This is a genomic window from Pseudobythopirellula maris (assembly GCF_007859945.1).
GTDB classification, from domain to species: domain Bacteria; phylum Planctomycetota; class Planctomycetia; order Pirellulales; family Lacipirellulaceae; genus Pseudobythopirellula; species Pseudobythopirellula maris.
Genome location: NZ_SJPQ01000001.1, coordinates 1,571,127 through 1,584,746, shown reverse-complemented (window position 1 = coordinate 1,584,746; position 13,620 = coordinate 1,571,127). Strand labels below are relative to the sequence as shown.

General features: G+C 66.7%; 10 protein-coding genes. 4 read left to right on the top strand and 6 right to left on the bottom strand.

The window, feature by feature from the left end; genetic code table 11:
• The first annotated feature begins 303 nt into the window (after positions 1–303).
• The 3 genes from Mal64_RS05880 (at position 304) to Mal64_RS05870 (ending at position 2,760) form a co-directional block, all read left to right on the top strand.
• The gene (locus Mal64_RS05880) at positions 304–684 is read left to right on the top strand and encodes an ATP-dependent Clp protease adaptor ClpS (RefSeq protein WP_146397985.1); all 381 of its coding nucleotides are present in this window, start codon (positions 304–306) and stop codon (positions 682–684) included.
• 309 nt (positions 685–993) lie between these two features.
• Positions 994–2,277, top strand: a complete 1,284-nt coding sequence (gene mtaB, locus Mal64_RS05875) for a tRNA (N(6)-L-threonylcarbamoyladenosine(37)-C(2))-methylthiotransferase MtaB (RefSeq protein WP_146397983.1) — start codon at positions 994–996, stop codon at positions 2,275–2,277.
• 57 nt (positions 2,278–2,334) lie between these two features.
• Positions 2,335–2,760: a DoxX family protein gene (locus tag Mal64_RS05870; RefSeq protein ID WP_146397981.1), complete on the top strand. Its 426-nt coding sequence runs from the start codon at positions 2,335–2,337 to the stop codon at positions 2,758–2,760.
• 88 nt (positions 2,761–2,848) lie between these two features.
• On the opposite strand, the gene Mal64_RS05865 is transcribed toward Mal64_RS05870, so the two are convergent.
• From Mal64_RS05865 to Mal64_RS05855, 3 genes are all read right to left on the bottom strand, one after another.
• Positions 2,849–3,364, bottom strand: coding sequence for a hypothetical protein (locus Mal64_RS05865; protein ID WP_146397979.1), 516 nt, complete (start codon positions 3,362–3,364; stop codon positions 2,849–2,851).
• Positions 3,365–3,494: 130 nt separating this feature from the next.
• Entirely contained in the window at positions 3,495–5,114 is a 1,620-nt protein-coding gene (groL, locus tag Mal64_RS05860) for a chaperonin GroEL (RefSeq protein ID WP_146397977.1), read from the bottom strand.
• Between the two features lie 181 nt (positions 5,115–5,295).
• Positions 5,296–5,619: a co-chaperone GroES gene (locus tag Mal64_RS05855; RefSeq protein WP_146397975.1), complete on the bottom strand. Its 324-nt coding sequence runs from the start codon at positions 5,617–5,619 to the stop codon at positions 5,296–5,298.
• A 473-nt stretch (positions 5,620–6,092) separates the two neighbouring features.
• Here Mal64_RS05855 and Mal64_RS05850 point away from each other — a divergent pair, with 473 nt between their 5' ends.
• Positions 6,093–6,644, top strand: coding sequence for a hypothetical protein (locus Mal64_RS05850; RefSeq protein WP_146397973.1), 552 nt, complete (start codon positions 6,093–6,095; stop codon positions 6,642–6,644).
• A 671-nt stretch (positions 6,645–7,315) separates the two neighbouring features.
• Here the strand turns inward: Mal64_RS05850 and Mal64_RS05845 are convergent.
• The 3 genes from Mal64_RS05845 to Mal64_RS05835 all read right to left on the bottom strand — a co-directional run bounded on the left by Mal64_RS05845 (position 7,316) and on the right by Mal64_RS05835 (position 13,578).
• Positions 7,316–9,547, bottom strand: coding sequence for a penicillin acylase family protein (locus tag Mal64_RS05845; protein ID WP_146397971.1), 2,232 nt, complete (start codon positions 9,545–9,547; stop codon positions 7,316–7,318).
• 110 nt (positions 9,548–9,657) lie between these two features.
• On the bottom strand, positions 9,658–10,314 hold the full coding sequence (locus Mal64_RS05840; RefSeq protein ID WP_146397969.1) for a lysophospholipid acyltransferase family protein: 657 nt from the start codon (positions 10,312–10,314) through the stop codon (positions 9,658–9,660).
• Between the two features lie 126 nt (positions 10,315–10,440).
• Positions 10,441–13,578 (bottom strand): hypothetical protein, encoded by a 3,138-nt coding sequence (locus Mal64_RS05835; RefSeq protein ID WP_146397967.1) that lies wholly within the window; start codon positions 13,576–13,578, stop codon positions 10,441–10,443.
• Positions 13,579–13,620 lie beyond the last annotated feature (42 nt).

Below are 13,620 nucleotides of genomic sequence, written 5' to 3'. Positions count from 1 at the left end.
GCAGCGGGTTTCCTTAGAAGGAAAGCCGCCGACTCGTTGGCCTGGGCGGAATGGCCCAATATACTGCCCCGTAAGGACTTCCACCACCACGGGGGGCCGGAACGGGCCGCCGCCGAGCCGGCAGCGATTCACCCGATCGCCAGCCGCCCCGCCAGCACAAAAAAGCCGCCAGATTGGTGGTTCTCAGGCGAATCTTTCGATTCCACGATCGGGCCGATTCCCCTAACTTGCTCGCCCCGGCGATCGGCCGGTTTGCAGCCAATTCTCCCCAATCAGCACGCCACGGATTAGCCACGCATCGATATGACCGACCTCGACCCTTTCGAAGAAGGCGACGGCCCCGATGGCGGCGCCACCACCATCGTCCGCCCCAAACGGGCGCCCGAGCCCAAAAAGACCGACCCGAAACGCCGCGAAGTCCCCCGCTACCACGTCATCCTCTGGGACAGCGAGGAGCATACTTACGAGTATGTGGAGCGGATGCTCCGTGAGCTGTTCGGCCACGACGCCACGCAGTGCCTCAAAATCGCCGAAACGGTCGACGCCGCCGGCCGTGCGGTCGTTCTGACGACGACCAAAGAGCACGCCGAACTCAAACGCGACCAGATCCAGGCTTACGGCAAAGATGAATCGACCAAAGGCTGCAAAGGGTCGATGTCGGCGACGATCGAAGCCGTCCCTTGAATGTGCATGTCAGGTTGCGGATCGCGAACCACGGCATCGATTACCTTCGGTCGGGCGAAGTTAGCAAGCATTTCTTCGCCGAAGGGTCTGCTACCCATACTCTGAGGCATCGCCTCAGGTAGGATTGCGTTTCCAGCCAACCGTTTGGCGGGCGCCACGCCGACCCACTGGTGGCCCAGTGACGGTGAACTTGGTGGTGAACTTGGTGGTTGGGCTCGACCAGCAACGGTCGCCCTCCCGTCTTGGGGCACTGCCTTGGGACGCGGCGTCAAGAGGCCTTCGACCCTAGCTACGGATACGACGCGGCTTATGAAATTACGCACCCACACGCTCGGTTGCAAAGTCAACCAATACGAGACCGAGTACCTGCGCGAGGGGCTCGCAACGATCGGCTACGCCGAGCCCGAGGGCGACGAGCCGGCCGACCTGTGCGTCGTGAACACCTGCACGGTCACGGCCGAGGGCGACTCCAAGAGCCGGCAGGTGATCCGCCGCATGGCGCGCAAGAACCCCGGCGCCAAGATCGTGGTGATGGGCTGCTACGCCACTCGCGCGCCCGACGAGGTCGCCGCCCTGCCGCAGGTCACCGAGGTGCTCACCGACAAACGCGAGCTGCCCGACCTGTTGGGCCGTTTCGGAGTGACCGACGTGCCGACCGGCGTTTCGGGCCTGGGGGGCCGCAGCCGGGCGTACCTCAAGGTGCAAGACGGCTGCATCTTGCGCTGCAGCTTTTGCATCATCCCCCACATCCGCCCGCACCTTACGAGCCGCCCCGTGGAGCACCTCCAGGACGAGGTCCGCCGGCTCGTGGGCAACGGCTACCGCGAGATCGTGCTCACCGGCATCCACCTGGGTCATTACGGCGTCGACTGGAACCGCGAGCGGCCGACCGACAAAGCGTCGTGGATCCGGTTGTCGCACCTCGTGCGCCGGCTTGCCGAGATCCCCGGCGAGTTCAGGTTGCGTCTGTCGAGCATCGAGGCGACGGAGGTCACCCGCGAGCTGCTGGACGTGATGGCTGACCACCCCAAGAAGATCTGCCCGCACCTGCACATCTCGATGCAGTCGGGCTCCGAGAGCGTGCTGCGCCGCATGCGTCGCCGCTGGGGCCGCCAGCGTTACCTCGACCGCTGCGCCATGGTCCGCGATCGGCTCGACAACCCGGCGATCACGACCGACGTGATCGTTGGCTTCCCCGGCGAGACCGAGGCCGAGTTCGCCGAGACCCTCGACGCCTGCCGCCAGGCCGGCTTCTCCAAGATCCACGCCTTCCCCTTCAGCCGCCGCCGCGGCACGCCGGCGTGGGACATGGAGGGCCAGCTGAGCAAAGAGGTCAAAACGCAGCGCGTCCACGAGCTCGGCCGCTTAGAGAGCGAGCTGAAAACAGCCTACTACCAAACGCTCGTGGGCAAACAGCTCCAGGTGCTCGTGGAGTCGGAAGTCAAAGACAAGCCGGGCCGGTTTGTGGGGACTTCTTGTCGTTACGCGCCGGTGGAGGTGGAGGGGAGCCGCGATCAGGTGGGGGAACTGGTGGAGGTGGAATACGCGGGGCCAGCCAGTAGGGTGCATGGAATGCACCCGAGCCCGGTTTGATTTTGGTCATGGTGCATTTCATGCACGCTACGACTCTAGCCCAGTGAGAGAAACTCCATGCCTTCGACCGAGCTGTCGTGGCCCCGTTGGGTCTTGAAGCTGCTGTTGGGATTGCTGTTGCTCACAGCCGGCACGGGGCATTTGACGTTTGCGCGGCAGGAGTTTCGGGCCCAGGTTCCCGACTGGGTCCCGATGGAGGAGGACACAGTGGTCCTGCTATCGGGCGTGGCCGAACTGGCGTTGGGCGCGGCGCTCGTCGCCTTGCGCGGCCGGGCGGCGACCTACGGCGGCCTGGCGGCGGCGGTCTTCTTCGTGCTCGTCTTTCCTGGCAATGTGTCGCAATACGTCAACCAGATCGACGCCTTCGGCCTCGACACCGACGGCAAACGCCTCGCCCGATTGTTCTTTCAGCCACTGTTCGTGTTGTGGGCCTTGTGGAGCACCGAGGGACTCAAATTCTTGAGAAGCCGCTTCAGTGGGTAGTGTGCATGGAATGCGACGGAAACTGGTTGATTGTCCTTGATGCATTTCGTGCAGCCTACTGATTCAGCCCCCGGTCATTGACCGGGGGCTAAATACTAACGGGGGGCTTTATGGGGTCGAAGTCCACAATGAAAGGCCACGGTTTCGCCGGCCAACCGTGTCGTTCGTTGTGCCGTTCGACGTAACGGATTCGGTTGGCGAGAGTACGCTCGTCGAAACAGAAGCGTTTGTCATAGCCGTCGGTCCAGATCGGGCGACCGGGCCGCAAGCCGTAGCGGGCGGCGTCCTTGGCGCACTTCACGACGTCGCCAATCGGGAGCCGTGTAGCGCTAATCATGAAATGGGCGTGCCAAGTGTCGACGCTCATCGCCAAGATCTGCTGCCCTTGACGAGCAACAAGCGACTCGCCGATCATTCGGCCGACCTCGATCAACGCGTCTTTCTGAAACTTGTACTGCGTGTGTTTCATTCGCACGCGATCGGCGGTCTCCAATGCCGGACACGGCGGCATGAGTTGCCCGTCGTCGATCCACCCGCGGCGGTCGCCGCGGAGCCACGAACCGTAGGTGGTCATCGTCACCAAGATGCCGAGCGTGTTGGGCATCGTGGCATTCAGCGCAATGAGCGCGTCGGGTTCAAGCGAAAAACGCGGACCGCGCAAAAAAATTAGCCCCCGGTCAACGACCGGGGGCTAATTAGCATTTCAGGCTTGGGTGGTTTCACCTAAGAGTTGATCAATACATGTCGTCCATGCCCGGGGCGCCGTGGCCCGCCTTCTCCTTCTTCGGAGCGTCGGCGATCAGCGCGTCAGACGTCAGCAACAAGGTCGCCACGCTGGCGGCGTTCTGAAGCGCCGTGCGGGTGACCTTCACCGGGTCGATGACGCCGGCCTTCACGAGGTCTTCGTAGACGTCGGTCGCGGCGTTGTAGCCCTCGGCGCCCTTCGAGTCGGCGACCTTCTCGCAGACCACGCCGCCGTCTTTGCCGGCGTTGCTGGCGATCGCCGTGAGCGGCGCCCGGCAGCTGCGGACCACGATGTTGTAGCCGATCTCCTGGTCGTGGCTGAGGTCCTTCGCCTTGACCTTGCTCGAGCAGCGGACCAGCGCGACGCCGCCGCCCGGGAGGATGCCCTCTTCGACGGCCGCACGCGTGGCGTGCAGGGCGTCTTCGACGCGGGCCTTCTTCTCCTTCATCTCGCTCTCGGTCGCGGCGCCAACGTTCACCTTGGCCACGCCGCCCGACAGCTTGGCGAGACGCTCTTCGAGCTTCTCGCGGTCGTAGTCGCTCGACGAGTTGTCGATCTCGCGGCGGATCTGATCGATCCGGCCCTTGATGTCGCCGCTCTTGCCGGCGCCCTCGATGATCGTCGTGTTGTCCTTGTCGATGATCACCTTCTTGGCGCGGCCGAGGTCGGCCAGCGTGAGGCTGTCGAGCTTGACGCCGAGGTCCTCAAAGACGGCCTGGCCGCCGGTCAGCGTGGCGATGTCGCCGAGCATCGCCTTGCGGCGATCGCCGAAGCCGGGGGCTTTCACCGCGGCCACGTTGAACGTGCCGCGGAGCTTGTTGATCACGAGCGTGGCGAGCGCCTCGCCGTCGATGTCTTCGGCGACGATCAGGAGCGGCTTGCTGGAGTTGACCACCGCCTCGAGGACCGGGATGAGGTCCTTGATGTTGGAGATCTTCTTCTCGTGGATCAGCACGTAGCAGTCTTCGAGCACGCACTCCATCGACTGCTGGTCGGTGACGAAGTACGGCGAGAGGTAGCCGCGGTCGAACTGCATGCCCTCGACCCACTCGACCTCGGTGGCGAGGCTCTTGCCCTCGTCGACCGTGATGACGCCGTCCTTGCCGACCTTCTCCATCGCCTTGGCGAGCATGTCGCCGATCTCGCGGTCGCCGTTGCTGGCCACGGTGCCGACCTGGGCCATCTCTTCGGTGCTCTTGACCTTGATCGAGAGCTTCTTGAGCTCGGCGGTGATCTCCTCAACCGCTTGCTCGATGCCCTGCTTCATCTGCACCGGGTTCACGCCGGCCACGACGGCCTTGATGCCCTCGTTGAAGATCGCTTCGGCGAGCACGGTGGCGGTGGTGGTGCCGTCGCCGGCGACGTCGGAGGTCTTGCTGGCGACTTCCTTCACCATCTGGGCGCCCATGTTCTCGTAGGCGTCCTCCAGCTCGATCTCCTTAGCGACCGACACGCCGTCCTTGGTGACGGTGGGCGAGCCGAAGGACTTCTGAAGGATGACGTTGCGGCCCTTGGGACCGAGCGTCACTTTCACAGCGCGGGCGAGTTTCTGGACGCCACGACGCATCGCGTCGCGGGCCTCTTGATCAAAGGCGATCATCTTGGCCATGGGTGGCTCCGTTGTGGGTGGGGTTGGATTGGTTTCGGCCGGTTGCTGGCCGTGTGGTTTGGATTTGGCTCGGCGGGGGCCGCCAAGGGGTTTAGGGATTAGGATTTAGGGGCTAGGGGGGAGCCGCTTCGCGGCTGTTTTTCTTGTCCCTAGCCTCTAGTTTCCTAGCTCCTCACAGCCCTCACTCGATCACGGCCAAGATGTCGCTCTCGGCCATCAACAGCAGCTCTTCGTCGCCGATCTCGATGGTCTCGGGGGCGTAGCTGGTGAAGAGGACGCGGTCGCCGACCTTCACTTGCAGCTCGCCACGGCCGCCGTCGTCCAGAAGCTTGCCGGGGCCCACGGCCACGATCGTGCCGCGGCTCGGCTTGTCCTTGGCCGAATCGGGCAGGACGATACCGCCGGCCGTGACGTCGGCCGACACTTCGCGCTCGACAACGACCTTGTCGCCCATCGGCTCGAGCTTGACCTTGCTCTTGGACTTCTTCTTCGTGGCGGTCGCCATGGCGGGTTTTCTCCTGGAATCGTGTGGAAAGGGATTTCTGTCGGTCGGCCGCGCCCCGCGGGGGCACGGCGCCGCGTTGTTCGTTGGTTCGAGGCCTTCCGGGCGTCTGCCAAGCAGGCAGACCGGGGGCCTCGTGGCGGCTACCAAACGCAAGCGGCGCGCCAATCACCCTCAGCAGCGACAAACAGCGTTGTTTGCCGCGATTCGGCCCGGTCGCCCGGTTGGGCAAGGCTCTGACAGGCCGGGGGGCCTCTGTCAGAATGGCCGTGCTTGGGCGGCATGGCCTAGGATGGTCCGGGCGGGCTGCCAGATTGGCAGCGGCTGTTTTTTGCTCTTTGCTGGTAACAGCGGGGCCGTGCGGGCGTAATGAGGGATAGTTGCGTGGGCGGCTCGTCCCCCCGCTCGGTTAACTCGCCCGCGGTGGGCTCACGACTAGCCCTCCTCCTCCCTGACCCCGTTCCTAGGCTCTTTCCATGAAACGCCCCGCCCTGATTGCTTGCCTCGCCCTTTTTTGCCTGTCGCTCGCCTTGGAGTCGACGGCCGACGCCTACCAATGGCGCCAGCGCCGCTGGATGACTCGCAAGCCGATTGATTCGTCGATCCGCACGAACCCGCGGTTCGGCAAGGGGCAAGCGGCCGAGCCGAAAGGAAGTACGCCGCGGTCGTTCTCAAGACAGACAACGGGGCCAGCCTTGGCGCCGCTACGGGTTCTCACGCAGAAGCCAATCGTCATGGAAGCGGCGCCGGTAGAAGCTGGGCCGGTAGAAAACTTGCCGCCGGCAACCGCGCCGCGCCGAGCGACGCCGGCGACGCCGGCGGCGCCGGTCGACGGTTTACCAGCCGCTTGGATGCCAACGAGCGAAACGCAACCTTCGGCACAGCCCCACTCGATTCTCGCCAAGCCGATCGGTCAGGGACCGACAACTTACTCGGGAGTGAGCGTTGGCGAGCAAAACGCCGCGCGGCGTCAGACCGAGTGGAACAACCGAGCGCACAACGGCTTCGGCCCGCAAGACTTTCGATAAGCCCGACGTTTCGCAGAGCGGTAAGAGAATCTGCTTTAGAGCGGTTTGCTCATAGGTGTAGACGCTCGGCTCGCGATCGGCGTCATGGCTTCGTCAGCCTGCATCGACAATGCACCGCATTGCCTGCTTCGGCTTCCTCGCCACGCCCCCAATCGCTTCCCCGCTCGTCCACACCAATTCGAATACCGCTCTAGCCAGGGCCGAACGCTCGGAAAAAGATTAGTTCACCTTCCACCTTGCTCTCGCGGCGCCAGACGCCCCCCTTGCAGGATGTCTTGCGAAGGATGTGTGGTTCGTGGCCGTTTGTCGCATTCGTCGCAGACGTTGCCGGCTTTGCTTGTGGATACCCGACGGCGGACAGCAGAATCAGTCGCCTAGAAGAGAAATGGCCGCTCTAAGACGCGGTTCTTTAAATAGTTGCGTCCACGATCGCCGAACAGCATTGGTAGATACACAGAATGCGTTTGAGAGGAGCTTCGCAAGTTCGGTTCCTCACCGCATCGACCGTATCGGTCGCCGCAACAATGCTTGGGGCGAGGGACGGCCGACAGGCGGCGCTGATCTGCCGATCATCCGTCGTTGGGGCAGGCGGCCGTTCCCGCCCCATCTTTCTTGTCAGGACGGCGGGCCAAGAACGAATCGAACGGTTTGCGACGCCAACGCGACACCATTCATTCGAGCCGCTTGAAGCTGCCCGACAGCCAGCGTGGGATGTCGGTCAGATACCACTTCGAGAAACGGTTCTCTGAGGGCCCACCCGGCAGATTGGTCCACGCCTCGGCGGTCGCCATGTCGGCCACGAAGTGGTAGCTCGGCGCGAAGGTTGACTCGCGGGTCGACGTGGTCTTCAAGTGTCCCTGGAAGGGCGTGGCGTGGCAGCCGGGCATCGCCACCAGCGGGGTGTTGAAGCCGAGCAGCCGCCCGCTCTTCATGCCGCCGAAAAACCGGTTTGTGAAGTGGAACGTGTTCACCTCGGACCAAGGCTTGTCGGCCTCGGCCAGGGCGCGCTCGGCGGCGCGGCGGACCAGCTCGCCCTTGTCGCGGTCGCGCCACCAGGCCGAGGTGACCTTCGGCAGCGTGCGGTCGATCGCCGTGAGGACCATCGCCGAGTAGCCGATCCGCGTGGCGAGATACAGCATACGCCGCCAGCCGATGCCGCGCTCGTGGCCAAAGAACTCGAGCAGCACGCAGCGGTAGAACGTTTGGAACAGCGCGGCATCGAAGCTGTTCACGTCGTAGCGGCAGTCCCACGCCTCGAGCCGCTGCCGCAGCGGGGAGTCTTTGTCGAGGTGCTTCAGCAGCACGGGCCGCAGCTCGCGGGCGTGGACGCTCGTGACGTCGTACTGCAGTTCCTGCATGTCGGCGAGCGTGGCCCGCGGCAGCTCGGTGAGACGCTCGACGATCCGCCGCTTGCGGTAGTCGTGCAGCCCGTGCGAGTGCAATGGCTCGCCGTCGGTGCGGTAGAGCTCTTCGTTCGCGCTCGCGACGAAACCGATCGGCGGGTCGTACTCACTCGGCAGCAACTCGGGGTCGACGACGCCGCGCCAGTGGTTGGCCTCGTCCCACGCCGGCGTAGGAACGAGGCCTGAGGCGCGGTCGCGCATCGGCAGCCAGCCGCACGCCTGTTTGCCGATGTGCCCTTCGCTGTCGGCCAGCAGCCACACGAGCGATGGGTGGGGCGTCGGCTTGACCGCCTCCATGGCCGCGGCGACGCTTGGCGCGGCGAGCACGTCGAGCCAAATGCCGATCGAGCGCCCCGCGCCGGGGCGCGATCCAACCCAGCAGACGCTCAGGTACTTGCCGGCCTCGTCGGGCTCGCGCGTGAGCGCGCCTTGCTCGTTCTCAAGCACACGCAGTTCGAGAGGCGCCTTGCCCTTGCGGACAATCCGCTCGACGCGCAGGCCGAGGTTCTCCCACTGATCGCCCCGGCGGCATTGCCAGCCGCTAGGCGAGTTCGCTTCGGCGGGCGCCGGGCGGCAGTCTTCGATGAAGAAGTCGCTCGTGTTGGCGTGCATGTACGTGACGCCCCACGACAGCCGCCGCGTGCGTCCCACGGCCATCAGCGGGCAGCCCGGCAGCGTGGCGCCCATGGCGAACTCGTCGGCCCGCTTGCCGCCGCTCTCGGCTTGGCAGGAAGCGGCGGGCCAACGCAGCACGGCCTCGTACCAAATGGCCGGCAGGCGGTTCACTTCGAGGTGCGGGTCGGAGGCCAGCAGCGCCCCGCCCGTGGCGCTTCGCGACGGGGCCACGGCCCAGGCGTTGCTGCCGGCCAGTCGCGGCAGGTCGGCCAGCAGCTCGAGCGCGTCGTCCGACATCTGCCGCATCATGCGGATCTCGCGCAGCGGCTCGAGATCGACACCGTCCAGGTAGGGGCGGAACAGCTCCCGGAGACGCTCGTCCTCGATGCCGAGTTGGATGAGCTCCATCATAACGCGTTCGGCCTCTTGCTCGCCGACGGCAAGGCCTGCGAAAGAGAGCAGGTTGCCCATCGCGAGCACCGAGGCGGGGTCCCACGGCTCGGGGCGGAAGCCGGTGGCGAGCATCGGCAGCGTGCGGCCGACCCCCTCGAAGCCGTCGTTCACGCCGCGGCAGTACCACTCGAGCTGATCGCGGATGCGTGGCTCGAGCGCGGCGATCTCCTCGTCGAGTCGCAGGTGGATGCCCGAGCGGCGCAAGAAGCTGTCCATCTCGAGCAGCGCCGGCTTGTCGGCGATCTGCTCCGACGCCTTGCCCATCGCCACGGCGCGGGCGAACGCCATTTGCGTCGGCCGGTCGACCGCGTGCAAGTAGCCCAAAGCGTAGACCGCCTCGAGCCAGTTGCCCGCGCGCACGTGCGGCACGCCGGCGTCGTCGCGCTCGGCGGTGAAGTCGCAGCGGGCGTACTTGGTGGAGATCGTTTCCATGGCCGATGCGTCTCGTGGGGCCTAAGGAATAGAGCGACCCCACACAGCCGAGCGGCGCCGAGTGATCGCACGATTGCAAATTTGCAATTTGCCGGAGCCTTATCGGCTGTTCAAGCCGCCATGGCTTGCTGCGGGTCGCAGCGGTGTTCGAGTTCGTTGAGCGTGGCCTCGATCCGCATGCGGAACGCCTCGACGCTCTCGCCGGGCGCCGCCTCGAGCGGCGCTCCGAAGTAGCCGTCGACACGCGACCACGGCTGCGGGCATTGGAAGCGGTCCCACGTTTTGCCAAACACCCAGCGTCGGCTCGGCACGGCGACGACGGTCAGCACCACCGCGTCGGTCTCTTTGGCGAGCCAAGCGATGCCCTTCTTGACTTTGCCGCGGGGTCCACGGGGGCCGTCGACGGCGATGATCGCGGGCATGCCGCTGCGCACGTGGTCGGCCATCTGGTGCAAGGCCTGCTTGCCCCCCTTCTCGACGCCGTTCTTGCGGCTCGATCCGCGGAACACCACCACGCCGAGCGACTTGAGCGCCGAGGCGATCAGGTCGCCGTCCACCGAGCGCGAGACCATCGCCCCCGTGCCGCGTTCGCTGCCCACGCCGGCCGCCACTTGGGTGGCGTGGAGGATGGCGAACACGTAGGGGCGTCCGGCCGCCTTGAGTGCGGGGCGTGGGTCGTCGTGCAATTCGTAGCGGCAGGTGCCGCGCATCACGAGTGCAACCAGCGCGGTTCCTTTGCCCGCTAACCAATTGAGCAGTCGCTTCACGGGTGTCTTTCTACCGTTGTATCTGGCGCCGAGCGGCCGTTGCGCCGTGGCGGGGGGATGCTAGCGGGGCGTCGATCAGACGCCGGCCGAGCGGGTCTCCAACGTCGCACAACCGAGTGTTCGAGTCTATCGCACATAGCCCCCGCAGCTAGCAAGCCGGCTCGCCGTTGCGGGCCCGATGGCGTAGCCGATCCAGCCGTCCTCGACCACCAACTGCGTGGCCATCAGCCCCTCGAGCTTGCGCTCGGTGTCCGGGGTCAGGCGGTAGAGCGGCATCGAGCGGTCGCCGCCGAGAGCCTTGCCGAACGCCGCGTGCAGCCGGAGCCGCTTTCCGGTCCGCAGCTTGCCTTCGATTTGCGGCGTTCCGTCGCGGACCAACCGCGCCTCCATGCCCGCGAGCTGCGGGGTGAAGGACGTGTGGACCTTGAAGTTGCGGTAGCTGTCGCCCCGCAGGCGGAACTCGGCCACGGCCAGGGTGAGCCCCACGCGGCCGTCGCGGAACCGAACGCTGAGCGGGTCGGTGTCGGCAAAGCGGATCACGGCGCGAGCCGCGTCCTCGTCGGCGTCGGCCACGGGCGAGGCGAATCGTTCGGCGAGTCGCACGCGGAGGTCCGCGACCGCGATCTCTTCGCCCGGGACGATCACCCCACGCAGGGCGTTGTTCAGCAGCGACTCGTGGATCTGCACACTCGCAAGGCTGTCGCCGGGGGCTCGCATCCGCGGCGTGTGGGCGGCCAACTGCTCCGCCCCCGCCACCCGCAGCCGTGCGATCAGTCGCCGCTCGGTCGTGCGCATCTCGACCGGTTCGACCCGCATGCCGAGCGCTTCGGCGCGAGCCTCGGTTTGCGATCGGTAGTGATCGAGGAGTTTCTCGACCGCCTCGGCGCCGCGCTCATCGAGCTGTTGGGCCGCTTCGCGTCGCACCCGGGCCTCGGTCTGGTTGCTGGCGACGCCGCGACGATCGCGGAATCCTTGGCGGGCGCGGGAGCGGACGAAATCGCCCAACAGCGGAGCCCCGTCCAATCGGGTCTTGAGACCTACCAAGCGCGTCTGGTTCGAAGCCGTGGCCACAGCCGCCTCGCTCGACACGCCCGTGGGCCCCACCGCCCAGGTCTTCTGGGCGTGGTAGCGGGTGACGCTCTGCGTGAACACCGAAGCCGGGCCGCCGGTCGAGCGCGTCTTCGAGTCAACCCGGCCTTCGGCCCCGAGCAGCAAACGCCAGCTTGTGGAGTTCGGCACGAGTTCGAGCGAAAGGTTGGTGCGGGTCGTTGCGACGCCGCGCACCGGGGTCCCCGCCACCCGGGTGTGGACGCCCCGCGTTTTGACCTCGGGGGCGGGCAGGAACCGCTCGATCAACTCGTCGGAGATCGCCACCCGCAGGTTCCCGTTGCGGTACTGCCGGTCGAGCTCCTCCGACAGGCTCTTGGCGTCGGGATCGCTCAACCTGGCGAGCCGCACGATGTCGCGAGCCAACGCTTCGCCGGCCGAAGCACTCGGCGCCAGCTCGTACGCCTCGACACGCCGGGCGAGGCCGGCCACGTCGACCGACGCGGGGGCGGCCAACGCACGCAGGTCATCGCCGAGCGCGGCCAGCGGAGCCGAGGTGAGGAAACGCTTCTGATCGGCGCTCAGCTGGTCGGCTTGCATGCGGCCGAGCACCTGCTGGGCGAGCCGGCGCCGCTCGTCGAGCGTGTCCTTGGCGAGCGGGCCGTGGGGCGTGCGTCCGAGACGCCGGTCAAGCTCCTCGGTCATCAGGTAGCTGCGCCAGGCGTCGCCCCCCTGGCGGGCGAGCGCGCCGCTTTCCAGCCGGGCGAGCCGGTCGCGGAGCCGCCGCTCGACCTCGGCGGGATCGTTGGCGAGCAACGCCTTGCCGTTCTGACGCAACGCGAGCGACAGACGCCAGGCGTCGACCCGGCGGTCGATCGCGTACCGCAAGCGACGCAGCTCAGTGGCGACCGATCCATCGAGCCGCTCGGCAATCCGCGCGGCCTCGGCGGCCGAGGCAGCCAGCTGGGCGAGTGCTTGCTCCGCCTCAACGCCGGGCGTGTCGCCACTCACTCGGGTAACGGCTTGGGTGCGATCGAGGGTCTCCGCGGCCCACGTCGCCGTGGCCCCATGGCGGACCCGTTCGATCTGCTCGACCAAGGCGGCCGGGTGGGGGAACACGCCCCCCAGATCAGCCGCGTCGGCCGGCTTACGCTGAGCACGCGGAGCGCGATCGAGTGGCGTGATGTCGGCCCAAGGCGTGGGCGTCTCGCCGAGCTCGGCAGACGCTCCCATCGCGGACCGGCCGGCTGCCGTCCGGCTCATCGAGTCGGCATGAGCCATCGCGGCGGCGCGACCCATCGCAGCTGCGCGATCGGGCTCGACCAGCGCCGGCTTGTCCCGCCGCGGCGAGGAACGCATCGCCAGCCGTTCGCCCGATCCGATACGCAGCGTGAAAGTCGGGCCGACCGGCGAGAGGATCGCCGTGGGCGAGGCGGCGCGAGAGGGGGCCGCGACCGCTTGGGCGAGGCCCGGTTGGGTGGCGGGATCGGCGGCCACCTCAGGCGACTCGTCGGATCGCGATCCTGCTTCATCGTCCCCTGCGGTCGGCGCCACGGTGCGGACCATCCGAACAAACGCCTTCTGTGGCAGCGTTGATTCAACCACCCGCGATTGCAACGCGGCGTAGGCCTTGCCAACCGCGCGGGCGCCTGCGACGCCGTCCCATCCGAACAGACTCCAGCGGTCGACCGAGCGGCCCTCGGCCAGCGGGGCGCTCCAACGTGGCTGGGACGGGACGAGCACGACAATGCCGGAGGCTTCGCTATCAGCTCTCGCCTCAGTGGCGGGAGTGGCGACCGGTCGCGGCCCACGCAGCGAGGCGAGCTCGAGCTGCCGGGCGTCGATCGCCACTTCGCCGCCGTGCATCAGGTCGGCGTCGCTCAGCACGAGCGGAGCTGTGAGCGGCGAAACGGTCGGCGAGGGCGCCGCTTCGCCAATCACCGGACGCAGCCGGTTGTACTGCCAGTCGGCGAGGTACGGGCCCACGGGCGAGAGGGAATTGTTCGGCCGGCCCCCCTCGTGGTGGGCGCCGATCGCTTGCGACCAGTTGCCTGGGCGGTCGGCGGTGCGCACCGACATCAGCGGCCTGTCGATCGGCCGCGGTGAGACTTCGGGCGGGCCGAATCGCACGTTGGGCACGATCGCAGCCAGCGCTAAGGCAATGCCAGCGAGCGAGTAGAGCGCCACGGGGGCGAGTTCGATCTTCTTTGCGTCCATGCCTCTACCGCCTCCTGCAGCGTGCGACCCTGGGGCCGTTGG